The sequence below is a fragment of the Paraburkholderia caledonica genome (genome assembly GCF_000383275.1).
In the GTDB taxonomy this organism is placed as follows: Bacteria; Pseudomonadota; Gammaproteobacteria; order Burkholderiales; family Burkholderiaceae; genus Paraburkholderia; species Paraburkholderia caledonica.
This window is the reverse complement of record NZ_KB911038.1, coordinates 198,981-224,210: the sequence shown is the minus strand read 5'-3', so window position 1 is coordinate 224,210 and position 25,230 is coordinate 198,981. Positions and strand designations below refer to the sequence as shown.

Here is a 25,230-nt window from a genome sequence, read left to right as displayed (position 1 = left end):
TGAACAAGGATTATGCGCCTGCACGCCGCAATGCGACCCATGCACCGACTTAGGTTATACCCGCTGCCCGGCCTTATGCTGCAAGCGCGCAATCGCCATTTGCCGCACGTGGTCCGCTTCGGCGGCTTCGGCGGCTTCGTGCGCAAGCCATGCACTCACCTGTTCGCCGACCCACGCGGGATCGTCGTGCGGCAGGTCGTGGCCTGCCCATGCATGTTGGCGATGACACGCGCCCCACGCTGCGGCCAGCTTCGCGGAGCAAACCGGATCGACGAGCCGGTCTTCATGCGAAGACAGAATCAGCAGCGGACAAGCCGGTTTGGCCGCGCCTGCGGTAAAGCGCGCCGCCGCCGATAACTGGCGCAACGCATTGCCGCGGCTCACCGGCGCGCTGCGGCGAATCATGCTCCATGATTGCAGATCGGCTTCAAGGGTATCGACGTTATTACAAGTCAATCGATGAATGGCGGACTCAGCGCGCACCGCGTCGTTCCAATGCATGGCTGTTGTCAAAAGATCCGGCCATGCGGACGGACGCAGCCGTTCGTGTACGCGGCTGAACGGACGCATGCTCGTGTTGATCAACACAAGGCGCCCGATTTCGTCGGGGTACCGTTGCGCCCAGGCAGTCGCGACCATGCCGCCGAGCGACATCGCCAGCACGTTGAATGGGCCGCGCGTGGATATATCCGTTGGATTGGCGCCGACCGTGCTCGTGCCGTCCGCCACTCCTTGCACAGCAGCAATGCGCACGAAGTCGACCATCCCGGCGACGGTCGCTGGCGCGCGCAAGTGTGCAAATTCGCCGTTGCCCGGCAAGTCGATCAAGCTCACGCCCGAAGCGCCCGCGGCTTCACGTAACACATCGGGCAGACGGCCCCAGTGACGTGTCTCGCGGGTCAGTCCGCGCAGCAAGATCCACGTGCTCATGCGTTGTCCGGTCTGTACCAGTGATCGATCGCGCTTTGCAGCAATTGCTCGCGGCGATTGCCTTGCGGCAGCCAGCGCTGCGCCGAAAAAACGGCGCGCGCCAGAAAATCGAGCAGGTTCGCGTGGCGCCGCAGAACACGCGCCGTGCGATGCGCCTTCACCGGATTGAAGATCCCCTGACGCGAGAACAATTGCCGCGGGTTCTTCTTGATCCATAGCCACGAACCGAGTTCTAGCGTCATCGGCAGAAAGACGTTGGGTGCGGGCGCGCGGTCGTACGCGAAGTCCCACAGATCGCCGTGCAGCAGATATTGATGACTCTGCGGCTCGAACGTATAGCCATGATGCGGATGCGAACGCTCGAACATGGTTTTCAGCACGTACATTTCCGGCAGATGCGGCATCAGCTTGCGCGTGCGCGCATACGGAAACCAGATGCTGTCGTTCCAGCCGTACCCCGAATGGCAATCGAGCGCGATGCTCAAGGGCCGCGCGGCCAGTTCCGTTTCGACTACCTGCAGCAGCGCGGCGGCCTCGGCTTCCATCGCAGCGCCGCGGCGTCCGCGATACCACGGCAGCCACGCGCCGACGCGCTGGCCGCCCGCCAGCAGCGGCACGCGCTCGTCCGCGTTTTGCGGCGCGTTGCGCATGAGGTCGACGCCGTTCGGATTGGCTCGCGTGGCCGCCCACATGCCGCCCGGATTGACGATCGGCACGAAGATAAGGCGAATCGACTGAAGTTGCCGGACCAGCAGTTCGTCCCATTCGAGCCGTGCAAGCAGCGCGCGCATGTAATCGAGCACGAGTTGCGAGCCGATTCGCTCGAGCCCATGGATCCCGCCGAAGAAGCCGATGGCCGGCGCGCGCGGATCGGTCGAACCGATGCTCGCGGTATGCACGCCGAAACGCCGGCCGCGCACCGTCGTCTCGCAAAGCGTGCGGATCGCAAAGCTCGCACTGCCCTGATCGAGGATCGCCTTGAGATCTTCGTACTCGGCAAAGCTGTCGGGAAGGAAGCTCAAAGGCTGCATGGGGGCGTCGCGAGGAGTGCTGGGTATCGGGGACGGCACGGCGAATGAAGCAATATAGCCTGGCCGAAGGTCGGGATGCATGACGGCTGCGCAGAGGCGAAACGCTGACATACGCGCGTCATATTAACGTCGCATGGACGTCATCATGACGTCATCCGGCGCGCCACAAATTGCCTCCTTTTTCCTCATAAAGCCCCTCCATTTTGGTCGTGCACTCATCCATTTGCGTCTTCTGCTGGAATAATCACGGGCTTGCGGCCAGCAGTCAGGCCAGCCAACCCAGCCCTGTCCTGACCTTCGATGGAAACCCTTGTCGTCTTGCTGGTCCTGCTGTCGGCGCTCCTGCACGCCACGTGGAACGCCTTCCTGCATCTGTCCGAAGACCGTGTGTGGCTGCTCGGCATGATGGCGATTCCCTACATCGCCGTGAGCGCGGTCGGTGTGATCGTCCTGCCATTGCCGGCGCCCGCCGCGTGGCCGTACATCTTCGCGTCGGTGGTCCTGGAGTTCGGCTATCTGCTGGCGCTGATCCGCGCCTATCGAAGCGGCGACTTCGGGCAGATCTATCCGATTGCGCGCGGCCTGTCGCCGATGCTCGTCTTCGTCGGCGCATTGGTATTCGCGCATGAATCGCTCAAACCGCTCGCCGCGATAGGCGTCGCGCTGGTGTCGATCGGGATTGTCTCGCTCGCGTTTCGCCGCGGCATGCGCTTCTCCGGCGAAAGCGTGCCGTTCGCACTGTTGACGGGATTTTTCATCGCGACATATTCGGTCGTCGACGGAATCGGCGCGCGCGTCGCAGGCAATGGCCTTAGCTACATCATGTGGGTCTATCTGATCTGGAACGTGCCGCAGTTTCTGCTCGCATGGCATTGGCGCGGCGGCGCCAAAGGGCTTTTCATCGGCCGCTCGGTGGTGCTCAAGGGCATGGCGTCCGGCGCGCTCGCGCTCGTCGCGTATTGCCTGATCATCGAGGCGTACCGTTATCTGCCCATTGCGATGGTCTCCGCGCTACGCGAGTTGAGCTCGATCTTCGCGGTGTTGATCGGCTGGCTTTTCATGCGGGAAAAGCTCACTGCGCGGCGCATCGTTGCATGTGCACTGGTGACGTTGGGTGCGGTGCTGATCCGCATTTGATGCTGGCGGCGCGGTCAGCGGCCTTGCGCTGACAAGTTGCCGCTTCGGAACTGCAAATTCTCAATCTCGAACTTCGCCTGGCGTGCTCACGCAGGCGCCGCCCTTCTCCTCAGCGCCCCCAATTGGCTCCACCGTTTTCATTTAAATGGCTCTGAAGCTAAGAGCCAAATCTAACTATAGTCGCTCCATGTGCCGCGCGACGCGCGGCGTCCGCCGACACAGAGGAGCCACGCGATGAACCTGAAGAACGCAGAATTGAAGAGCCGCAAGGATGCCGCCACGCCGCGCGGCGTCGGCGTGATGTGCGATTTCTATGCAGAGCGTGCGCAGAACGCGGAACTATGGGATGTGGAGGGTCGCCGCTTCATCGACTTCGCTGCGGGAATCGCAGTGTGCAATACCGGCCATCGTCATCCAAAGATCGTCGCCGCCATTCGCGACCAGCTGGACCGTTTCACGCACACGGCGTATCAGATCGTGCCGTATGCGTCGTATGTGGAACTCGCGGAAAAGCTCAACGAGCGCGCGCCTGGCGATCATCCGAAAAAGACCGCGTTTTTCACGACCGGCGCGGAAGCCGTTGAAAACGCGATCAAGATTGCACGAGCCGCGACCGGCCGTCCGGGCGTGATTGCCTTCACCGGCGGCTTCCACGGCCGCACGCTGATGGGCATGGCGCTGACCGGCAAGGTCGCGCCGTACAAGGCGGGCTTCGGTCCGTTCCCGTCCGACGTATTCCACGCTCCGTTCCCCAATCCGCTGCATGGCGTGAGCACGGCCGATTCGCTGAAGGCCATCGAATTCCTCTTCAAGGCCGACATCGATCCAAAACGGGTGGCCGCGATCATCTTCGAACCGGTTCAGGGTGAAGGCGGTTTCTATCCCGCGCCGGCCGAGTTCGTGCGCGCGCTGCGCAAGCTCTGCAACGAGCACGGCATTCTGCTGATAGCCGATGAAGTGCAAACCGGCTTTGCCCGCACCGGCAAGCTGTTCGCAATGCATCACTACGACGTGGTGCCCGATCTGATGACGGTTGCCAAGAGTCTCGCGGGCGGAATGCCGCTGTCGGGCGTGATCGGCCGCGCCGACGTCATGGATGCGGCCGCGCCCGGCGGGCTCGGCGGCACCTATGCGGGCAACCCGCTGGCGGTGGCCGCCGCGCTTGCGGTGCTCGACATCATTGACGAAGAGAAGCTGTGCGAGCGCGCTACGATCCTCGGCGACCGCGTCAAGGCGAAGCTGATCGCGCTGCAAAACGAGGCGCCGCAAATCGCCGACGTGCGTGGCCCGGGCGGCATGGTGGCCGTCGAGTTCTGCAAGCCTGGCAGCACGGAACCCGACGCTGAATTCACGAAACGCGTGCAAACACGCGCGCTCAAACGCGGCTTGCTGCTGCTCGTGTGCGGCGTCTATTCGAACGTGGTGCGCTTCCTGTTCCCGCTGACGATCGAGGACACGGTCTTTGACGAAGCGCTGGCGATTCTCGAAGACGTCATCAAGGACAGCGTAGCTGTCGCAGCTTGAGGAAACGCCCAATGACCACGCTCACTCTCAAAGACCCGGCTCTGCTGAAGTCCCACGCCTATCTCGCGGGCGAATGGCAAGGCGCCGACGACGGCTCTACCTTCGAAGTTGTGAATCCCGCAACCGGCGAAGTCGTCGCGACGGTGCCGCGCATGGGCACCGCGGAAACGCGCCGCGCCATCGACGCCGCCAACGCCGCATGGCCCGCATGGCGCGCGAGCACCGCCAAACAGCGCGCGGTGATCCTGCGCAAATGGCATGACCTGATGCTGGAGAACGCCGACGACCTCGCGCTCATTCTCACCACCGAGCAAGGCAAGCCGCTTGCCGAGGCAAAGGGCGAAATCCAGTATGCGGCCTCGTTCCTCGAATGGTTCGCGGAAGAAGGCAAGCGGCTGAACGGCGACACCATTCCGACTCCCGCAAACGACAAGCGCATTGTCGTGACGAAGGAGCCCGTCGGCGTTTGCGCGGCGATCACGCCGTGGAATTTTCCGGCCGCCATGATCACGCGCAAAGTCGGTCCGGCGCTCGCAGCGGGCTGCCCGATCATCGTCAAGCCGGCGGAAGCGACGCCGCTTTCGGCGCTCGCGCTCGCCGTGCTGGCCGAACGCGCAGGTGTACCGCGCGGCGTGTTCAACGTGGTGACGGGCGAGCCGAAAGCGATCGGCGCGGAAATGACCGGCAATCCGATCGTGCGCAAGCTGTCGTTCACCGGCTCGACGCCCGTTGGCCGTCTGCTGATGGCGCAGTGCGCGCCAACGGTAAAAAAGGTGTCACTCGAACTGGGCGGCAACGCGCCGTTCATCGTTTTTGACGACGCCGATCTCGACGCCGCCGTGGCCGGCGCGATTGCATCGAAATATCGGAATAGCGGCCAGACCTGCGTTTGCACGAACCGCTTCTACGTGCACGACAAGGTGTACGACGCGTTCGCCGCGAAGCTGCGCGCCGCCGTCGAGCAACTGACCGTGGGCCGCGGCACCGAGGCAGGCGTCACACAAGGTCCGCTGATCAATGAGGCGGCGGTGCTCAAGGTGGAGTCGCATATCGAAGACGCGCTCGCCAAAGGCGCGCGCGTCGTGACGGGCGGCAAGCGTCATGCGCTCGGTCACGGCTTCTTCGAGCCGACCATACTCGCGGATGTCACGCCCGACATGAAAGTGGCGCGCGACGAAACCTTCGGTCCGCTTGCGCCGCTGTTCCGGTTTTCATCGGACGAGGAAGTCATCGCGCTCGCGAACGACACCGAGTTCGGCCTCGCATCGTACTTCTATAGCCGCGACATCGGACGCGTCTGGCGTGTCGCCGAAGCGTTGGAGTACGGCATGGTCGGCATCAACACAGGACTCATCTCGAACGAAGTCGCGCCGTTCGGCGGCGTCAAGCAGTCGGGCTTGGGGCGCGAAGGCTCGCACTATGGCATCGACGACTACGTGGTCATCAAATACATGTGCGTGGGTGGAATCTGAACGCAAAAACGGCACGCAAAAGCGTGCCGTTTTTTTTCGCGCGGCGAAAGGCGCCGCGCCGCTTTCCGTTACTGCCCGACGTAGACCGGAGCCGAATACGAGCTCGACGTCACTTCAGCGCGGTTGCCTGCTTGCGACGAGCCGTTCGTTGCCGAACCGTAGCCGCTCGTTTGAGCCGCACGGTTCTGTGCGGCGACGCGCGCTTCGGCAGCCTGGATATTTGCCGGGTAATCGTAGTCGTTCGACGTTGCCGGGTTATATCCCGCCTTCTCCAGCTGGATCAGTTCGGCGCGGACCTGAGCGCGGGTAACCGGCTGGTTCGATTGCGCGAAAGCGGCGAGCGGTGCAGAGATAAGAGCGGCGATAACGGCAGCTTCGATCAGGGATTTCATGATTACTACCTCCAGAGATTGTTCTGTGCTGGGCTGAAGGCGGTTTGTCTTCAGCAGATGGACACAGTTTAGGAGGCCAAGAACCTAGGGTAAACCCCAGATCATAGAATTCACTATTGTCGTATTTGTGATAATTCGGCAGCATGCGCGCTGATTAGCGCGTTCTTCGACACGAGACCGCCGGTCACCTGACGGTCGCTGCGCGGGCTTGTGCCGAATCGCGCGCGATAGGTCCGCGAGAAGTGCGACGGTGATTCAAACCCGCACGCGACGCAAATCGACGTAATGGACATGTCGGTCTGCTGCAGCAACTCACGCGCGCGAGCAAGCCGTAACTGCAGATAAAAGTGCGTCGGCGTGTCTTTTAGCGACGCGCAGAACAGCCGTTCGAGCTGCCGGCGCGTCACGCCGATCTCCTGGGCGAGCCGGTCGGGCGTCAACGGCTCTTCCATGTGCTGCTCCATCACGCCGATCACCTGAATCAGCTTGCGGTTGTGCACGCCGTAGCGTGCTGCGATCTCCATGCGTTGATGGTCGGAGCGCTGACGGATGCGGCTCACCACGAACTGCTCGGACACCGCCGAAGCCAGCGCCGCGCCGTGCTTGCGGCCGATCAGGTCGAGCGTCATGTCGATCGACGCGGTGCCGCCTGCGCATGTAATGCGCCTCGCGCCGATTTCGAAGAGTTCCTGACTGGCATTCAGCGACGGATAGCGCTCGCGAAACGCCGACAACGCCTCCCAATGCACGGTCACGTTGTCCTCGCCGCCGAGCAGCCCAGCTTCCGCGAGAACGAAGCTGCCCGTGTCTATCCCGCCGAGCGTCGCGCCGGCCCGGTCCAGGCGCCTGAGCCACTCGGCCAGTTCGCGCGTGTAGCAGGCGAGCGGCTCGAAGCCCGCCACCACGAACAGCAGCCGCGCATCGTTCACTTCGGCGATGGCCGCGTCGGCGTTAATCGAAATGCCGTTGCTGGCTGCGACCGGTGTGCCGTCGAGGCTCACGATGCGCCAGCGGTAGAGCTCGCCGCGAAAGCGATTGGCAACGCGCAACGGCTCGACCGCCGACATGAAGCCGATCGCCGAAAAACCAGGCAGCAGCAGGAACGATATCTCTTCAGGCATTGCGCGGGACCCGGTCAGATGCGAAGACGAAGATGCGAGACGAAAGCGGCAAGCGCAAGCCGCCCCGCGGTTCCGGGCGAGCGTAGCAAGCGCGTCGCGGGCGGGCAAGGCGTGCCAAAAATCTCCCAGCCAATTGCTGCGTTGCAACCGCACGGCAACGTCGGCGCATGCTGGTTTTCCCTTGTTGTCGCGTGGAAGCAAGAACGGGTCGCTGACGGTCGCTTTGGCGGCAATATGGGGCATTAACGTTAGGGCATCGAGGCAGGCGATTTCGTGAGATGGCAGCCGTGCCTTGCAGCCTCACCGGTAAGCGGTCCATTCGACAACGCGCGGTTAAACGCGCACAAGCGTCAATAGGGGAACGTCATGGAATTACGCATCAAAACGCGGCTGGCCCGGCTTGCGTACCTCGCCGCCGCATTCGCCGGCGCCGTTACCGCACTGCCTGCGTTTGCGCAGGACCCGGCCACCTGCCGCGCCGTGCATTTCGCGGACATCGGCTGGACTGACATCACGTCGACAACTGCACTCGCGTCCACCGTTTTCGAGGGGCTCGGTTATCAGCCGGTTACCACCGTCGCTTCCGTGCCGATTTCGTTCGCGGGCCTGAAGAGCAAGCAGCTCGATGTGTCGCTCGGCTACTGGTGGCCGGTGCAGGAAAAAGCCATCGCGCCGTTCGTCGAATCGAAATCGATCCAGGTGTTGCAGCCGCCCAATCTGACGGGCGCAAAGGCGACCTTCGCGGTGCCCGCCTATGCGTATGACGCGGGCCTCAAAACATTCGCGGACATCGCCAAACATCGCGATCAGCTCGACGGCAAGATCTACGGCATCGAACCCGGCAGCAGTGCGAATGCAGCCATCCAGAAAATGATCGCGACCAACCAGTTCGGTCTCGGCGGATTCAAGCTGATCGAATCGAGCGAAGCGGGCATGCTCGTTTCCGTGGACCGCGCGATCCGCGACAAGAAATGGGTGGTGTTTCTCGGCTGGGAGCCGCATCCGATGAACATTCAGATCGACATGAAATACCTGTCCGGCAGCGAGGGCGTATTCGGTCCGAACGACGGCGAAGCGCGCGTTTATACGCTGACGTCGCCCGATTATCTGACGCGTTGCCCGAACGCCGGCAAGCTCGTGAGCAACCTGCGCTTCTCCACGCAACTGGAGAACCTGGTCATGCAATCGGTGATGAACAAGCAAAAGCCCTCCGATGCCGCGAAGGCGTATCTGAAGAAAAACCCGCAAGTACTCGACGCATGGCTTGTTGGCGTCAAGACCTACGACGGCAAGGACGGTTTGCCCGCGGTCAAGGCCTACCTCGGGCTATGAGTCGGCGCGCGAGTCGTGACACTTTCATTTACAGGACCTGGTAAGCATGAACCATGAAGTCATCGTGACCTGCGCGGTCACCGGCGCGGGCGACACAGTCGGCAAGCATCCCGCCATCCCTGTCACGCCCAGGCAGATCGCCGAGGCCGCGATCGAAGCGGCGAAAGCGGGCGCCACGGTCGCCCATTGCCATGTGCGCGATCCGAAAACCGGACGCGGCAGCCGCGATCCGCAGTTGTATCGCGAGGTAGTCGACCGGATTCGCTCGTCGGGCACGGACGTCATCATCAATCTGACTGCGGGCATGGGCGGCGACCTCGAAATCGGTCCCGGCGAAGACCCGATGCGCTTTGGCGCGAACACGGATCTGGTCGGCGGCCTGACGCGCCTCGCGCACGTCGAAGAATTGCTGCCGGAAATCTGCACGCTCGATTGCGGCACGCTCAATTTCGGCGATGGCGACTACATCTACGTTTCGACGCCCGCGCAACTGCGTGCCGGAGCAGCGCGCATTCAGGAACTCGGCGTGAAGCCGGAACTGGAAATTTTCGATACCGGCCATTTGTGGTTCGCAAAACAATTGCTGAAGGAAGGCCTACTCGACGCGCCGCCGCTGTTTCAACTTTGCCTCGGCATTCCGTGGGGCGCGCCCGCAGACACCACGACGATGAAAGCCATGGCCGACAACCTCCCGCCTGGCGCGCAATGGGCGGGTTTCGGCATCGGCCGCATGCAGATGCCGATGGTCGCGCAGGCGATGTTGCTCGGCGGCCATGTGCGAGTGGGCCTCGAAGACAACATCTGGCTCGATAAGGGTGTGCCCGCAACGAACGGCACGCTCGTACAGCGCGCGGTGGAAATCATCGAACGCCTGGGCGGACGTGCGCTGACACCCGCCGAAGGGCGACGCAAGCTCGGCCTGCCCGCGCGCGGAGAACGGCAACTCGAACGACGCGTGGCCGGTGAATACGTTTAAGCGTGCGGCGTTGCTCACGAATGGCTAGGGCATCGAAGAACTCATAGGCAAACAAGGAAACGTCAGCAATGGCAGTGATCGTCGATATCAAAACATTCGCCGCGATCGGCGCGGGCGTGATCGGCAGCGGCTGGGTGGCGCGCGCGCTCGCGCACGGGCTCGATGTGATCGCGTGGGACCCCGCACCGGGCGCGGAAAAGCAGCTGCGCGAGAACGTCGCCAATGCGTGGCCCGCGCTACAACGCGTCGGCCTCGCCGAGGGCGCGTCGCAGTCGAGACTGCGCTTCGTCGATACGATCGAAGCGTGTGTCGCGAACGCGGACTTCATTCAGGAAAGCGCGCCCGAGCGGGAAGAACTGAAGCTCGCGTTGCACGAGCAGATCAGCCGCGCCGCGAAGCCGGACGCGATCATCGCTTCGTCCACTTCGGGGCTATTGCCGAGCGACTTCTACGCGCGGGCTGTGAATCCGGAACGCTGCATCGTCGGGCATCCGTTCAATCCGGTGTATCTGCTGCCGCTCGTCGAGGTGCTCGGCGGGGAGCGCACAGCGCCAGAAACCATCGACGCCGCGCTGCACATTTACCGCTCGCTTTCAATGCGCCCGCTGCGGGTTCGCAAGGAAGTGCCCGGCTTTATCGCGGACCGGCTGCTCGAAGCGCTGTGGCGCGAGGCCCTGCATCTCGTCAACGAAGGCGTGGCGACCACCGGCGAGATCGACGACGCCATCCGCTTCGGCGCCGGCATCCGCTGGTCGTTCATGGGCACGTTCCTTACTTACACCCTTGCAGGCGGCGATGCAGGCATGCGCCACTTCATGCAACAGTTCGGTCCCGCTCTGGAGTTGCCGTGGACTAAACTGATAGCGCCGAAGCTGACCGGCGAACTGATCGACCGCGTCGTGGACGGCACCGCCGAGCAGGTCGGCCCGCGCTCCATCAAGCAGCTGGAGCGTTATCGCGACGACTGCATCACGAGTGTGCTGGCCGCAATCGGCGAAGCCAAGGCGCGGCACGGACTGACGCCGGCGGAATGACGCGAGCCTCGCAACGCGCGGCACCGCACCGTGCCGCGCCGCTTCCGCCATGTACGCCGCCAAGCGCGAAGCAGGCGAGGCATCAGACAAGGAGACTCCGCAACATGCTGCAAACCGCTGCCCTGCCCTGCTATCGCGACACGGTGCGCGCGGATTGGGTCGATTACAACGGCCATTTACGCGACGCGTTCTACATGCTGATTTTCAGCTTCGCGACCGACCAGCTGATCGACCAGATCGGTTTGCCGGACGCCGTGCGCAAGGAGCGTGGCCGCTCGATCTACACACTCGAAGCGCACATCAACTATCTGCACGAAATCAAGGAAGGCACGCGCGTGCGGGTCGATATGCGCGTGCTCGGGTGCGACGCCAAGCGGCTGCAACTCTACCTCGAGATGTTCGCCGACGGCAGCGACACGCCGGTCGCGGCGGGCGAGCAGATGCTGTTGCACGTCGACACGAGCGGGCCGCGCTCGGTCGCGTTCGATGCCGACGTGGCCGCTCGCGTGCAGGAATTGGCCGACGCACATGCCGCGTTGCAGCCCGCGACCTACGCGGGCCGCATGATCGGCCTGCCCGCCGCCGCACAACGTAGCCGGAGCCAACATGCTTGAGCCGCAGATGGCTGAATTTATCGCGCGAGCCGCCGCGGTCTATCCGGGGCATAGCACCTCGTTGACGCCGCGCGAGCAGCGCGAAATCTACGATCGCTACGCGGCTGCGCTCACTCCGCCTTTGCCGGCAGAAGTCGTCACCGAAGACGCGCAATTCCTGTCCGCGGCAGGCCATTCGATTGCGCTAAGGCTGTATCGCAACGGTGCGAATGCGGGCGCGATGCCGCGCGGCACTGTGCTGTATTTCCACGGTGGCGGCTTCGTGCTCGGATCGCTCGACAGTCATCAGGTCATCACGGCGCGCCTTGCCGCGGATACAGGCCTCGATGTAATCGCCGTCGATTACCGGCTCGCGCCCGAACACCGCGCACCGGCCGCGCATGACGACTGCATGGAGGTCACGCTCGCGGCGCTGGAACGGCGGCTGCCCTTCGATTTGCCTGACGGCGCCACGCTGCAACTCGCGGGAGATAGCGCCGGCGCCACGCTCGCTGCCAGCGTGGCGATGCGATTGCGCGACGAGGGCGTCGAAGGAATAAGCGGTCTTGCGCTGATTTATCCGATGCTCGGCACCGACCCGCAGCCGCCCTCACGCGATACCGAAGCGCAAGCGCCCATGCTCACGCTCACCGACGTCCACGCGTTTCGCGACATGTATTGGGGCGAAACGGCGCCATACCCCAAGTGGACCATCCCGCTCGACGCCACGCGTTATGACGCACTTCCGCCCACGCTTGCGATAGGCGCCGAACACGATCCGCTGAGAGACGACGCGCGTGTGTTCGCCGAACGCATTCAGGCTGCCGGCGGAGAAGCGCACCTGTGGATCGGCACAGGACTCGTACATGGATGCTGGCGCGCTATCGAATCGAGCCCGGGCGTGCAGGCGATGCATGGCGAAGTCTGCCGCTTTCTGTCCGCTAATGCTCACGCGGTGTGAACGGCAACTGCCGTGTGATTTATGCGCTTTCGATAAACGCCGTTTGTCAATCGGTCATTAAACCTGAAACGCGCTGCATAGCGGGTTTCCTTCCCGCTCATACCCATTGCCGCATTCGGCGTCGCAGTTCGATTTGTTCTGTTGGCTGACCCACTGAATAAAAGAATCGCTGCATCAACACTGTCGTCGGACTGATGGTCCGTTCACCAGGGCCCCGTCGTGCGAGCCGCGCACGAATTGCGGGCGCTTGTTGCGCGCGAATAGCCATATCAGCCATTTCCCCAAGAGAATGGGATGTGCCCGCCGTGCTGGCCGGCATGTGTGGCTGCCACAAGCAGCCGTTCCTGTAAAAGGAAAATCGTATGTTGATGCGAGAAGCTATCCCTCACGCTTTGAATCGTGGCAATGCTCATCTTTCGGACAGCCCGCTGGTAATGGATTCGCCGAAAACCTTTGTCCATTCTTTCGACATCTATCTAAAAGATTCGAATGCGTTCATGAACACGTATTTCGCCCGCTATTTCGAGTGGCAAGGCGTTTGCCGCGAGCGGTGGTTCCACGAGTGCATTCACGACAACCTGCTCGGCTCGGACGGCATGTTCGTGACCAAGCGGGCGCACCAGGAATACGTGCATGAAACCTTTCCGTTCCAGCGGGTCGATTGCTACCTGAACACGGTGCAAGTAAGGCAGTGCTCGGCGTACTTGCTGTTCCGCTTTTGCGTCGACGGGCGCAAGGTGTCGCAAGGCTATCAGCAGATTCTGTATGCCGGGCGCGACCGGAAGATCCGCCGCTTTCCGGATGGAATCGTCGACCGTGTGAAGGAGTATGAGTTGCCGTTGTCGGCGCTGACGGAATAAGCCACAGCGCTCAACCGAAGTCTCAACGCCGGCGCGCTTCGCGTACCGGCGACCTGGACAATGCCCTGTCCGCTGCCGAGCCCGGCAGCGGCAGCCGCACGATAAAAGTGGTGTGCGCACCGCGCACCGACGTGCATTCGATACTGCCGCCCAGCAGCTCCGTCGCGCGGCGGCAGAACGCGAGTCCCATGCCCGCGCCGCTGCCGTGCCGCTTGGTCGAGAAGAATGCGTCGAAGATATGCGGCAGAACGTCCGGCGCAATGCCTGGGCCCGTGTCGCGGAATTGCAGCATGCAGAAATCCTGGTCTTCCAGCGCGCTGATCGTGATCTGCCCTTCGCCTTTCACATGAATCGCATGCAATGCGTTTTTCAGCAGATTGAACAACACGAAGACCACCACCGTATCGGAGCCGGAAAAGCGCAGCATCGGATCGATCGGCAAGATCGTGATGCGCTCGCGTTCGTCGGCGCGAAACGGGTAGCGTTCCAGCGCGGAGTCCACGCACTGCCGTACCGGATGGGCACTGAAACGGCTGCGGTCGAGCCGGTCAAGCGTGTACGAAGCCAGCGCCATTTCGACCATCGCGCTCGTGCCGGACACCTCGCGTCTGATCGCCGTGGCAAGCTGGCTGATGCGCTCGGACTGGCCGGAATGTTCTTCGTCGTCATACAAGCCGTGCGCGACGGCGAGGCGATAGCCTTTGAAAACATGACTCCAGACGCTCGCGATCTCGTCGGCGTGCATGCCGATCGTGGCTAGCGGGGTGGCGATCTCGTGCGCGATGGTAGCTGCAAGCGCATACGGGTGAATCAGGTGGTAGCGGACAATCGTGATGGCAAGCAGCCCCAGACTCAGCGCGATGAACAACACGCCAGGCGGATAGAACGGGTAGCCATAGTTGACCGCATAGTCGACGGCTGCAAACGAGTAGAGACCAAGCGCGGCGAGACACAGGTCCAGACGCCGGCGCCCCTGCCCGCCAGCATTTTTTCGCGCGCCAAGCAGAAGCTGGCCGCTGCGCGCGGCAAGCAGCACCGTCTGCACGACATGCAGCGGATGCAGCGGCCCGGCAATCGGATAGTAGCCAAAGAAATAATGCTGATAACCGGCAACGACTTCATTGCCTGGCAGCAACACCGCGAGCACGAAACACAGACCATACGACGCCAGCAGCAGCGGCCGCTCCCGGCGCCGCGCCGCAACTTCGGTGACGAAGTGATAGAACGTGGTCGGCAGAAAGAGAATGAAGAGATAGCCGACGCGAACCAGCAAGCCGGCGACTTCCGTATCTTTGGTCTGGAACAGCAGCGTCCATGTGCCCTGCCATGCGAAAGTCGCCGCGCACATCAGGAGGAAAGGCACCGAGAGCCGCGTCACCCCTTGCGTGATGACCACGTAGAGGCCGAACACGACGAACATGGCCGACACGAAGGCAGTGGGGATGGCGTACATGTTGCTCGACGTGCCGGCAGACGTTAGCGTGCCCGGTCGCTCCGCCACTGCGCGAACGTGAGCGGCCTGACGCCGGCCTGGACCACTTCGGGCGTCTCAATCGGGCTCCAGCAGTAGAACGCGTCGCCCCAGCCGGGAATGGGTTGCGGCTTGAGCATTCTGAATTCGACGCCCGAGCGGTAGGCGAGATGCGGCCAGAAAAGCGGCATGACTTCGCGCACTGCCATCTGTTTCAGCAACTCGGCGGGGCCGCTTTCGTCTGCGACGATCTCGCCCTGAGATATCCAGTCGTGCTCGGCCCACGCGACGAAGACACTGCCCCTTCCCTCGCGATCGAACATGAGAATCGCATTCTGCTCGGGCCGCCAGTAATACTCGACGATGCCTTTGTCCTTCACCACTTCGTCCAGCACCTTGCGCGTGCGCGGGTCGCAATACGTCATGCCGTTCTCGCCCAACGCGAGCCAGCCCATTTCGGAGCAGTGGCGGTTCTTCGCGTCTTTGAGGAAGTGGACGAGCCGGTTCGCCGAATCGGCGTCGGTCTTGCGCAGATATAAATCGACAATGCCGGCGTTGAACGCTTTCACAGCGACAGTTTCGTCCGCGACGCCTGTGAGCAGAATCTTCGCGCAATGCAGGTTGGATATGGAGGACAGAAACTCGACACCGCTCACGCCCGGCATGTCGTAGTCCACTACGACGGCTGCCACTTCCGAGAAACGCGTTGCCCGCGCGAGCACATCTCGCTGCGGCGATGACTCGACGAAGCGATCAAAACCGGTCTCGCTCAAGCATGCTGAAGCCGGCGCGAATTCCAGCGAGTTCTCACGCGCATGCTGGCGTATGAACGCAAGCCCCGCTTGCGGACGCGAGAAGAACAGATTGGTGGAAACGTCCGGAAAGAAGCGGCGCAGGGCGTCGAGGTAGTTGTCGTTGTCGTCGACGAAAACAACCGTTGTCGGATAGGAGACGGGTGGTCGAATAAACTTGTTCATGTTTTTAGCGTGGTTCGTCGGGCCGCCGCAGAGCGTTACCGTGACAGGCTCGCCGGCCACCGCATGAGCTCATGGAACATACCGGCGCGCCGCCATATGCGTACACGCCGGTCAACTATTGCAGGTTGCAGGGCCGGCCCCGTTTCACCATATAGTACAGGGCTCTTGGCGCGAACAGTACAAAGTTACGCGTGGCGCCGGCAGCCTATGCGCGTTGAATCAACCGGATGAGCATGGGTGGAACGAGCCACCGCGGCCGCGTTGACTGCGGCCGCGCGATGCTCGTGATTAGGGCCGCGAAGCGACTTCGTCGAGATGGTCGAGTAGCGCCGCGGGGTCGTCGTAGACGCGCAGCGCGCCGGAACGCTCCAACTCTTCAGTGCCGTAGCCGCCCGACAGCAATCCGACACCGAGCGCGCGGCAGCGCCGCGCCGCGAGCATGTCCCAGATGCTGTCGCCTACCACGACCGAGTGTTCGATCTCAACGCCAAGGCGTTCGGCCGCGGCGAGGAAAAGGTCGGGGTCGGGCTTCGCATATTTAACGTCGTCGCGCGTCACGACGACCGCTTTTGCCGGATCGACGCCGAGCGCTTCGAGATTCACCGCAGCGGTTTCCATGCGCCCGCTGGTCGCCACCGCCCAGGGCGTGCCCGCTTGCGTCAAGGCATCGAGCAGTTCGCGCGCGCCCGGCAGCGGACATACTTGCGCGCGTAAGTTTTGATAGGCAGCCGCGTGCGCATGACGAAGACGCTCGCTGCGCTCGGCGCTGATCTCTCCGTGGGTCTCACGCAGAAGCTGATTGGTGAAGAGTCCCCCGCTCATGCCGATCTTTCGATGAATCCGCCAGACCGACAGGGGAATGCCTTCGCTGTCGAGCGCTTCTTTCCACGCCAGCACGTGCTGATAAACACTGTCGACGAGCGTGCCGTCGAGATCGAATAAAAATGACGTCTGGATTCGCATGGTGGGCTCCTTTCGATGGCTACCCCACCAATATGCCACGGCACACGCCGTCCGGCATCAGCGGGACTTGCTGCGAGTGCCTTTGGCGGACGCCCCGGCGCGCGGCGCATCCTTGCTGGCCGGGACGCCGCCGCTCAATTGCTCCATCCAGGACAGCGCGTCGACATACGACAAAAACTGTTTCAGATAGCCCGGCGACAACTCGCGCATCAGCGACAGCGAACGGTGCACGAGGCTGCTCGAATTGAGCGGACCGGCATTGCCGGGCGCCGGTTGCAGCGACTGCCGCAACTGCTTTTCAGTGCGGACCTTGGCCCAGGTTTCCCTGAAATAGTCGAGAGCGGGAAGCTCCGGGTAGGGGGCCCGTTCGCTTGCAGGGTGCCGCGGCTCGTCTTGCATGTAGCCGACGAGTTCGGCAAGCGTGCCGCTTGCAGGCGCATCCGGAGACGACGAATGACCGGCGGTGGTCACCGCCTGGTCGACTTTGCGCGCATAGGTTTCGAGCAGCGCGGCAAGCTTCTCGTCGAGCACGTGGCGCGCAGCGCCGGTGTGCGCGGCGGCACGTCGTTCGAACGCGTCGATGAAAGCGAAACGCAGCGGATCAAGGCGGTCGGCGCCGCGCTCGCGCCACGCGTCGAGGGTGGCGCGCGGGGTTTGCACGGTGGAATTCGTCGGCGCGGTCCCGGGTGGGTGGTTTGCCTCGGACGCGTGCACCGTTTCACCCGTGCTTCCGGCCTGCGGCACACCCGGCGTCGGCCTTGCGTCGACGTTCGCGCTGTCACTCATGGGGCTTGCCTGCCGCAGCCGACGGCCTCGGAACCGGCGCTATTTCCACGCGACGGTTGCGCGCCCGTCCTGGTTCGTCGGCATTCGAGCTAACGGGTTGTCCGGAGCCGAACGCCGCAGCGAATACCGACGACGCCGGCACCCCCGCATCGATCAGCGCGCGGGTCACTGTCAGCGCGCGCTGCGCCGACAATTCCCAGTTGTCCGCGAAACGACGGTTGCCTTCGCGCAGCCGCTGGTCGTCGGTAAAGCCGCTCACCATCAGGATCTGGTCGTTCGCGCCCAGATACGCAGACAACGGCCCGGCGAGGCTCTTCAACAGATCGCGCCCTTGCGGCTGCAACTGGTCGGAGTTCAGCGCAAACAGCACGTTGCCGCTGATGCCGATACGTCCGTTCACCAGCGTCACGCGGCCCGCCGCGAGCGGCCCCGCCAGCGCCTGCTCGAGCGTCTTGCGGCGCTGCGTTTCAAGCTGACGCTGCTTGACCTCCTGGTCGAGCTTGTTCGACAGTTCGAGCTGCACGCCGATGACAGCCACCAGAATCAGCATGAACGCGCCGAGCAGCACCGACATCAGGTCGCCGAACGCCGCCCAGATCGGCGCGCCCTGCTCCACGCCGCCGTCGATGTCCTCGCTCATCACGCTCATGCTGCCTCGGCTCCATCCGTGGCGCGCTGGGCAGCGAGCAGTTGCAGATCTTCGACGATCTGCTTTTGCGACATCACGCTCAGATCGACCACCTCGCGTGCTTGTGCGACGTAATACGCAAGCTGCTCGTCGCTGCGGGCGAGCGACTTGTCGAGCGCGGCCTCGATTCTTTCCAGATGCGCGACGAGCTTGTCGTTCGACTCGCCGAAACGCTGAACGGCCGAGCCGAACGCTTCACCGAGGCTCGCCACTTCGACGGCGCCGCCGATGATCTGCGCGGCAATCGCGCCGATCCGGTCCGCCTCGGTTTCGACCTTGTCGGTGAACCTTGTCCCGACACGCTCGAGAAGATCCGCCGACGTCGCGACGAGCGCATCCACCGCCGTGCGCTGCTCCGTCGATGCATGGTTGACAGCATCGAGCAGCGTTTCGAGCGTTTCCATCAAGCGGCTGCGCTCCTGCAACATGGCGGTGTCGCGCACCATGCTGTCCGAGAGCTTCTGACGCAGTTCCGCGACCACTTCGGCGGCGGCCTTCGGTGCCTCCGACGCTGCCTGCACGAGCCGCGATATTTCGGCGATGGTCTCGCTCGCGTGCGCCTGCGTTTGCGCAGCGATATCGGTCGCGGTCCGCGAAAGCGTGTCGCATATTTCCTGCTGACGGCTCGCCGTGCGCTCGCCGGCCTGCTGCCATTCCTTGCCGAGCGTGGCCGCCATTGAATCGAGCTTGGAGGTCCACGCCGTCAACCGCTCTTCATTACGCTCGCCTGCCTGCTGCCACTCTTTGCCGAGCATGGCCGCCATCGAATCGAGCTTTGAGGTCCACGCCGTGAGCCGCTCTTCATCACGCTCACCTGCCTGCTGCCACTCCTTGCCGAGGCTGGCCGCCATCGAATCGAGCTTCGAGGTCCACGCCGTCAACCGCTCTTCACTGCGCTCGCTCGCCTGCTCCCATTCCTTGCCGAGGCTGGCCGCCATCGAATCGAGTTTCGAGGTCCACGCCGTGAGCCGCTCTTCATTACGCTCGCCTGCCTGTTGCCACTCCTTGCCGAGATTGGCCGCCATCGAGGCCAGCGTCGCCGTCCACGCCGCGAGCCGCGCTTCGTCTTGAGAAGCCAGTTCAGTCCGCAGATCCGCATGCGACTGCCCGACGGTCCGCACCAACGACGCCGAACGCTCTTCGAAGCTCGCCGCCGCGGCAGCGAGCGCCTGCTCGTGCCGCACTGCAAGCGTCTCGCCGGCCTGCTCCTGACGCGAAAGCGCTTCCTTCCACGCCTGCGAGACGTTGCCCGCCGCGGCTTCCAGCCGCGCGGACACGCCGTCGACCAGGCCGGCCGAGCGCTCGTCGAAAGTCTGTGTAAAGCGCTCAAGCGACGCGCGGAACTGCTGCGTCATGTCCTCGTTCGAACGCTGCTGGCCCGCAAGCGCCTTGCTCCAGATGTCGGCGACCGTCGCAGCGGCTGATTCGAACCCGCTCGACAGGCCATCCAGTTGCTGCTGAACCGCTTGACCCACGCTCGCGTGCAACGCCGCGGACTCGCGCGCGAGGCCGGCCATCGTTGCCTGCATGACGGGCTCCAGCGCCTCGCCGGCCGCGCGCGTGCTGTCCGCGATACTTCGCTTCAGCGACTGCTCCACCGACGCCGCGAGCCGCGTATAGGCGACCTGCGCATTGCTGTGGAATGCCTCCTGACTCGCAAGCTGGCGCTCGTTGAAAGCGAGGCTGTGCTGCTCCATCGCCGCCATCATGGTTTGCAGGCGATCGACGAGCGTCGGCATCAATTCAGCCTGCGTTTGCAAGAGCCGGAAGCTTTCGTCGCGCTGATGAGCCTGCGAGTAGATGCGCAAGCTCGTCGCAATCTTGACGTCGAGCCGTTGCGCCGCTTCGAGCCGCTCGCGACGGCAGAGCGCTGACAACAGGCCGAGCATCGCCGAGCTTGCGACGCCCGCGATCGACGTGCCGAATGCGAAGCCGAGCCCCTTGACCGGCGCGGCCAGCGAAGCGCGGATCGCTGCGAGGTCGGTCGCGCTTTCGAGCGCCATGCCCGTGCCTCGCAGCGTCACGACCATGCCCAGCAGAGTGCCGAGCATGCCGAGCAGCACCAGCAAGCCAACCAGATAAGGCGTCAGTGCAGGGCCCGGCAACGCAACGCGCTCGCCTTCGATACGCAGTCGCACCGCGTTACGCAGACCCGGATGCAGCAGTTCGAGCCACGCGCCTAGCTGCTGCGGCGGCTCGGATAAACCGGCCACGGCACGCGCGAGCGTCCCAGTGGCGTGGCTATAGCGACGCAATTCGAGCGCGCCCGCCAGATAGCAGGCGCCGATCAGTAACGTGACGGCCAGCGCCAGCCAGTTCGAACCGACATAGCCGATAGCGATGCCGCACACCGCGGCGAGACCTGCCGCGAACACAACGAATTCAATACGAAATCTGGACATAGTGTCCCAGTTAGCGAGTACGAAGGGCGGCGAGCAGCCCTTCGACCGGTTGTAAACGAACATCCAGCTCAGCAAGCAACACGCTCTGCATGTCCTTGCGGAAAACGTCGAGCCACGCATTGGACGCGACCGCTTGGGCGGGCATCGGCGCAGCGTCAAGAGCGGGCGCTTGCAGCTGGGGCTGGGGCTGAGCCTGGACGTGGACCTTCGGCTCAACGCTGCCCTCCGCGGCACTGCCGGCCGCGGCTGCGGCTGCGGCGTTGCCTGCTGCCGTGCTTGCGGCGCGGCTCGCTGCACTCTCCGCTTGCGTACCGTCGTCCGGCGCCGGGTCCTTGTCTTGCGCCTGCTGCGCGGCCTCGCGAAGCCGCTCGAAGTGCCCGGCGAGCAGCACGGGCACGCTCGCCAGCAGATTCCGCTCACGCTCGCCGAGCGCGCGCTCCATCACGGCGTCCAGCAGCGCAAGGCGGCCCATTGCGGGAGTTTTCGCGGCGAGCAGCGCCCGCAGCCGGCCGCGCAGATTGCCGACACCCGTTTCCATCGACTGCTGCATGGCCTGGTAGCGTTGGCGAAACAACGCGTAGTCCGCCGGCACGGCCTGTGGCTCGACGTACCCGGCACCGCGGCGCCTCGCGACGGCAAAGGCGCTGTCGCCCGTAATGGTCTTGACCAGCGACGCACGCACGCGCGCGCATTCCGCCTCCTCCGCGCTGCCGAACGCTCGCGCGGCCGCAGGCACCGAGGGCGGCGCGCCAGTAAGCGCCGAAGACAGCGCAATCGCGTCCGTCCAGCCGAGCCACTGGCTCAGCCTGTCGGACAGCGATTGCCGGGGTTCGAGGACATCGGCATCGGCGAAACGCGCCAGCAGGCGGATGAGCGCCGGGCCGCTGGGAGCTGTGCGCTGAAGGGCTTGCAACATACCACCGGATGCAAAAAAGTCAGCAGTTTACACGCTGACGCGGACGACGGCTTCCGTCCCCCAAAGATCGGTCCGCAACAGGGACGTGTCGCGGCCCAGCATATTGCGTTCGGTAGAGCTGCGCGTCTGGCCCGCGGCCCCGTGGTCACGCGACGCACGAGCGCAAACGCATTCGTTCAAATGGCCCCGCGGGGACGATGTTCGTCCGTATCGACGCAGCACACGAGCGCATCGGCGTCTTCGTCACCGACGCTCAGATAGATGTGCCCGACCGAGCTATCGAAGTAAAGACTGTCGCCCGGCATCAGCTTGAACGACTTGCCGTTCTCGAAGCGCAGTTCGAGTTTGCCGCTCAGCAGAAAAACGAATTCTTCGCCCGAGTGCCGGATGTATTCGGGAAAGTCGGACACGGCGCGGGCGTGAATGTGTGCGCGCATCGGCATCATGCGTTTGCCGGTCAGACTGTTCGCCAGCATCCCGTACTCGTAGTTCGGCGTGTCGTAAATCTGCTGCTTGCCAGCCGCCGTAAAAGAAGGCTTCATCGCACCGGCGGCCGGCTTGCGACGCCGCCCGAAGATCGCGTCGAATTCGAGTTCCAGCGAATGCGCCAGCGCCGCGAACTTGTCGTAGGTCAGCGCAATGTCGCCGCGCTCCGCCTTCGAGATCGTCGATACCGCAATACCCGAGCGCTCCGACAGTTCGGCCAGCGTCAATCCGCGCGTTTTGCGCGCCTGCCGCAAATGCGCGCCCACCAGCTTGTGATCGAGCAAGGGCGGCGCTTCATGTCCTAACGCCGCCTGTTGTTTCACTGCTACTTTGGCCATCTCACCGGATTCCGCTTGCAAGGAAAATTTCTCGTATGTGAGAAATTTATTTTTTCTCGTATATGATAACTCACGTCGATTCCACCTTTTCTGTGGGAACCCTATCGTGTCTACCCTTGCTCTCAGTAAGCCCGGTTTGACGAAGGCCCGCGTCATCACCGCCACGACCATCGGCACCGCGCTCGAGTTCTACGACTTCACGATCTACAGCTTTTTTGCTATTCAGATCGGGCAGTTGTTCTTTCCTGGCGCGTCGCCGGTCAACCAGTTCTTGCTGTCGATCGGTGTATTCGGCGTCGGCTTCGTGGTCCGGCCTCTGGGCGGCGTGGTGATCGGCGCCTATGCGGACCGCGCGGGGCGCAAGAACGCGATGGTCCTGACCATCATGCTAATGGCGCTCAGTTGCGCGATGATCGCGTGCGCGCCGACTTATGCGGTTGCGGGACTCGCCGCGCCGTTGATCGTGCTCGTGGCGCGCCTGATCCAGGGTTTCGCGGCGGGCGGCGAATTCGGGCCTGGCACGACGCTGCTCGTCGAATACGCGACCGACGACACCCGCGCCTTCTTTGCAAGCTGGAACTTCGCCGCGACCGCAGCGGGGCTCGTGCTCGGCGCGCTCGTCGCAACGCTCGTCAACGTGTTGTTGCCGAAGGAGGCGGTGCTCGAATGGGGCTGGCGTCTTCCGTTCGTGCTCGGCATTGTCGCGGCACCGGCCGGCATGCTGATCCGCAGACGCCTCGAAGAAACGCTCACCGAACGCAAGCCCGGCGAACCCGCGCCGCGCGGCGCGCTGAGGGCCGCGCTGACCACGCACCTGAAGCTGACGATTCTCGGCACTTTCGCGGAATTGGGCGGTTCGGTTTCTGTGTATATCACCGCGTTTTTCCTGCCAAGCCATGCGGTGCGCGCGCTGCACCTTTCTTCCACGTCCGCGGTGATCTCGGGTATCGTCAGTTCGCTCGCGCTCTTCGTTTCGGCGCCGCTCGCGGGCATGCTGGCCGATCGCTTCACCCGCAAGCGGGTGCTGGTGATCTCCCGCGTGGCAATGCTCCTGCTCGTGTATCCGGCGTTTGCATTTCTGAGCGCGCATCAGTCCATGGCAGCGCTTTGCATGGTCTCGGCGCTGCTCGCCGTGTTCGTGTCCGGGCAGATCGTGCCCGTTCTGGTGATGATTCCGGAACTGTTCCCGAAACATGTGCGCGCAACAGGAATTGCGTTGACGTATGTGGTGAGCGCTTCGTTCTTCGGCGGCTTCTCGCCGTTTATTGCAAGCTGGCTGGTCGCGCGCACCGGCAATCCGCTCGCACCGGCCTGGTATGTGGCCGCTGCCTGCGCGATCTCGCTAGTACCCGTGATCTGGCTCCGAGACCGTACGGGCGAAGCGCTCGGCTGACAATGAACAGGCAACAAGCAAGAATGCAATGAGCGAACAGGCGACGACTACCGTCACCGGATTGCCCCGGCGCGGAGCGGTCGAGCTGCGCCGCATGATTGGCGTGAAGACAATCGCCGGTGGAACTGCTCGACGCGTACCTTATCGTCTCAACCGGTCCGGCTCGAATGGCTCGGGCCTTTAAGCGCTTTAACCGATGACTGCAATCAAATTCGATACCGTAGTGTTAGGCGCAGGCATTGTCGGCGTGTGCGTCGCCGTGCATCTGCAACAACGCGGCCGTCAGGTCGCGCTGGTCGATCGCAAGCTGCCCGGCAATGAGACTTCGTTTGGCAACGCAGGCCTGATCCAGCGCGAAGGCGTCTATCCGTATGCGTTCCCACGCGGACTCGGCGCCCTGCTTCGATACGCGCGTAACCAGTCGCTCGACGTTCGCTACCATGGCGATGCGCTGTTCCACGCCGCGCCGTTTCTGTGGAGGTACTGGCGCAATTCCGAGCCCGCGAAACACGCTGCAATCGCGAAGTCTTACTCGACGCTCATCGAACACTGCATTAGCGAACACCGCGAATTGGCCGCAAACGCAGGCGCGAGTGCATTGCTTCGGCCCACCGGCTGGATCAAGGTGTTCCGCAGTAATGCGGCCCAAGACGCGGAAATACGTCTCGCGGAGCAATGGCGCCGCGAATATGGCGTCGAATTCGAAACGCTCGACGCGGCTCGATTGCAGCAGGCCGAACCCGATCTCGACAAGGCATTGCAAGGTGGCTTGCGCTACACGCAAGCTGATTCGGTGAGCGATCCGAACGCACTCGTCACGGCCTACGCCAAGTACTTCGAGACACTCGGCGGACGCATCTTCACCGGCGATGCGAACACGCTTCGCAATGGCTGGGAAGTGACGACAGACGCGGGGACTATCGCGGCCTCTTCGGTGGTCGTCGCACTCGGGCCGTGGTCGGACGTTCTCACTTCGAGGCTCGGGTACTCCCTGCCGCTCGGCGTCAAGCGCGGCTATCACATGCACTATTCGCCAAGGGCTGGAGCACGCCTCAATCATCCGGTGCTCGACGTGGAAAACGGCTATCTGCTTGCACCAATGGCGCGCGGCATCCGCTTGACGACGGGTGCCGAAATTGCGCTGCGCGACGCGCCGAAAACGCCCACGCAACTCGCCGCTGTCGAACCGATTGCACGCACGCTGTTCCCACTGGACCAGCGTGTCGACGATCAACCGTGGATGGGCGCGCGGCCTTGCACGCCCGACATGATGCCGGTGATCGGGCGCGCTGGAAAACATCAGGGCTTGTGGTTCGCATTCGGCCACGCGCATCACGGACTCACGCTGGGGCCAGTGACAGGCCGCCTCATCGCCGAAATGATGACCGGAGAGCAAACGCTGGTGGACCCGCGGCCGTTCAGAGTTGACCGGTTCTAACGGCGAGCG

Annotated in this window: 23 protein-coding genes; 11 read left to right on the top strand and 12 right to left on the bottom strand. The window is 63.4% G+C overall.

Features of this window, described 5'->3' with window-relative positions; translation table 11 throughout:
* Window positions 1-54: 54 nt before the first annotated feature.
* Together H281_RS0116405 and H281_RS0116400 are read right to left on the bottom strand one after the other, a co-directional pair.
* A complete protein-coding gene (locus tag H281_RS0116405) occupies window positions 55-930 on the bottom strand; it encodes an alpha/beta fold hydrolase (protein WP_020068222.1) in 876 nt (291 codons plus the stop codon).
* Window positions 927-1,961: a M14 family zinc carboxypeptidase gene (locus H281_RS0116400; RefSeq protein WP_020068221.1), complete on the bottom strand. Its 1,035-nt coding sequence runs from the start codon at window positions 1,959-1,961 to the stop codon at window positions 927-929. Before H281_RS0116400 ends, H281_RS0116405 begins: the two co-directional genes overlap by 4 nt.
* Window positions 1,962-2,261: 300 nt before the next feature.
* On the opposite strand from H281_RS0116400, the gene H281_RS0116395 reads away from it, so the two are divergent.
* From H281_RS0116395 to gabD, 3 genes are all read left to right on the top strand, one after another.
* Complete coding sequence (locus tag H281_RS0116395; protein ID WP_020068219.1) at window positions 2,262-3,098, top strand: DMT family transporter; 837 nt, start codon at window positions 2,262-2,264, stop codon at window positions 3,096-3,098.
* A 234-nt stretch (window positions 3,099-3,332) separates the two neighbouring features.
* The gene (locus H281_RS0116390; RefSeq protein ID WP_020068218.1) at window positions 3,333-4,622 is read left to right on the top strand and encodes a 4-aminobutyrate--2-oxoglutarate transaminase; all 1,290 of its coding nucleotides are present in this window, start codon (window positions 3,333-3,335) and stop codon (window positions 4,620-4,622) included.
* A gap of 11 nt (window positions 4,623-4,633) precedes the next feature.
* The gene (gene gabD, locus H281_RS0116385; protein ID WP_020068217.1) at window positions 4,634-6,094 is read left to right on the top strand and encodes an NADP-dependent succinate-semialdehyde dehydrogenase; all 1,461 of its coding nucleotides are present in this window, start codon (window positions 4,634-4,636) and stop codon (window positions 6,092-6,094) included.
* Between the two features lie 68 nt (window positions 6,095-6,162).
* On the opposite strand, the gene H281_RS0116380 is transcribed toward gabD, so the two are convergent.
* The gene (locus H281_RS0116380; RefSeq protein ID WP_020068216.1) at window positions 6,163-6,486 is read right to left on the bottom strand and encodes a DUF4148 domain-containing protein; all 324 of its coding nucleotides are present in this window, start codon (window positions 6,484-6,486) and stop codon (window positions 6,163-6,165) included.
* Between the two features lie 113 nt (window positions 6,487-6,599).
* The gene (locus H281_RS0116375; RefSeq protein ID WP_027804666.1) at window positions 6,600-7,607 is read right to left on the bottom strand and encodes a GlxA family transcriptional regulator; all 1,008 of its coding nucleotides are present in this window, start codon (window positions 7,605-7,607) and stop codon (window positions 6,600-6,602) included.
* A gap of 366 nt (window positions 7,608-7,973) precedes the next feature.
* On the opposite strand from H281_RS0116375, the gene H281_RS0116370 reads away from it, so the two are divergent.
* From H281_RS0116370 to H281_RS0116345, 6 genes are all read left to right on the top strand, one after another.
* Window positions 7,974-8,939, top strand: coding sequence for a choline ABC transporter substrate-binding protein (locus H281_RS0116370; RefSeq protein WP_020068214.1), 966 nt, complete (start codon window positions 7,974-7,976; stop codon window positions 8,937-8,939).
* Between the two features lie 46 nt (window positions 8,940-8,985).
* Window positions 8,986-9,915 (top strand): BKACE family enzyme, encoded by a 930-nt coding sequence (locus tag H281_RS0116365; protein ID WP_020068213.1) that lies wholly within the window; start codon window positions 8,986-8,988, stop codon window positions 9,913-9,915.
* A 68-nt stretch (window positions 9,916-9,983) separates the two neighbouring features.
* Window positions 9,984-10,949, top strand: coding sequence for an L-carnitine dehydrogenase (locus H281_RS0116360; RefSeq protein WP_020068212.1), 966 nt, complete (start codon window positions 9,984-9,986; stop codon window positions 10,947-10,949).
* A 104-nt stretch (window positions 10,950-11,053) separates the two neighbouring features.
* Window positions 11,054-11,563 carry a thioesterase family protein gene (locus H281_RS0116355; RefSeq protein ID WP_020068211.1) on the top strand — a complete coding sequence of 170 codons (510 nt, stop codon included), beginning with the start codon at window positions 11,054-11,056 and terminating at the stop codon, window positions 11,561-11,563.
* Window positions 11,556-12,503, top strand: coding sequence for an alpha/beta hydrolase (locus H281_RS0116350; protein ID WP_020068210.1), 948 nt, complete (start codon window positions 11,556-11,558; stop codon window positions 12,501-12,503). Before H281_RS0116355 ends, H281_RS0116350 begins: the two co-directional genes overlap by 8 nt.
* A 362-nt stretch (window positions 12,504-12,865) precedes the next feature.
* Complete coding sequence (locus H281_RS0116345) at window positions 12,866-13,363, top strand: acyl-CoA thioesterase (protein ID WP_020068209.1); 498 nt, start codon at window positions 12,866-12,868, stop codon at window positions 13,361-13,363.
* Window positions 13,364-13,385: 22 nt separating this feature from the next.
* On the opposite strand, the gene H281_RS0116340 is transcribed toward H281_RS0116345, so the two are convergent.
* From H281_RS0116340 to H281_RS0116305, 8 genes are all read right to left on the bottom strand, one after another.
* On the bottom strand, window positions 13,386-14,816 hold the full coding sequence (locus tag H281_RS0116340; RefSeq protein WP_020068208.1) for a sensor histidine kinase: 1,431 nt from the start codon (window positions 14,814-14,816) through the stop codon (window positions 13,386-13,388).
* Window positions 14,817-14,839: 23 nt separating this feature from the next.
* On the bottom strand, window positions 14,840-15,811 hold the full coding sequence (locus tag H281_RS0116335) for a response regulator (protein ID WP_027804665.1): 972 nt from the start codon (window positions 15,809-15,811) through the stop codon (window positions 14,840-14,842).
* Between the two features lie 288 nt (window positions 15,812-16,099).
* Complete coding sequence (locus H281_RS0116330) at window positions 16,100-16,774, bottom strand: HAD family hydrolase (RefSeq protein WP_020068206.1); 675 nt, start codon at window positions 16,772-16,774, stop codon at window positions 16,100-16,102.
* 57 nt (window positions 16,775-16,831) lie between these two features.
* Window positions 16,832-17,560, bottom strand: a complete 729-nt coding sequence (locus H281_RS0116325) for a DUF2894 domain-containing protein (RefSeq protein ID WP_020068205.1) — start codon at window positions 17,558-17,560, stop codon at window positions 16,832-16,834.
* A complete protein-coding gene (locus H281_RS0116320; protein ID WP_027804663.1) occupies window positions 17,553-18,200 on the bottom strand; it encodes an OmpA family protein in 648 nt (215 codons plus the stop codon). Before H281_RS0116320 ends, H281_RS0116325 begins: the two co-directional genes overlap by 8 nt.
* A gap of 5 nt (window positions 18,201-18,205) precedes the next feature.
* Window positions 18,206-20,650 carry a DUF802 domain-containing protein gene (locus tag H281_RS0116315; protein WP_027804662.1) on the bottom strand — a complete coding sequence of 815 codons (2,445 nt, stop codon included), beginning with the start codon at window positions 20,648-20,650 and terminating at the stop codon, window positions 18,206-18,208.
* A 10-nt stretch (window positions 20,651-20,660) separates the two neighbouring features.
* Window positions 20,661-21,566: a DUF3348 domain-containing protein gene (locus tag H281_RS0116310; protein ID WP_020068202.1), complete on the bottom strand. Its 906-nt coding sequence runs from the start codon at window positions 21,564-21,566 to the stop codon at window positions 20,661-20,663.
* A gap of 176 nt (window positions 21,567-21,742) precedes the next feature.
* Complete coding sequence (locus H281_RS0116305; RefSeq protein ID WP_020068201.1) at window positions 21,743-22,390, bottom strand: helix-turn-helix domain-containing protein; 648 nt, start codon at window positions 22,388-22,390, stop codon at window positions 21,743-21,745.
* A 106-nt stretch (window positions 22,391-22,496) separates the two neighbouring features.
* Here H281_RS0116305 and H281_RS0116300 point away from each other — a divergent pair, with 106 nt between their 5' ends.
* Complete coding sequence (locus H281_RS0116300; protein ID WP_027804661.1) at window positions 22,497-23,783, top strand: MFS transporter; 1,287 nt, start codon at window positions 22,497-22,499, stop codon at window positions 23,781-23,783.
* A gap of 205 nt (window positions 23,784-23,988) precedes the next feature.
* Entirely contained in the window at window positions 23,989-25,221 is a 1,233-nt protein-coding gene (locus H281_RS0116295) for an NAD(P)/FAD-dependent oxidoreductase (protein ID WP_027804660.1), read from the top strand.
* Window positions 25,222-25,230: the final 9 nt, after the last annotated feature.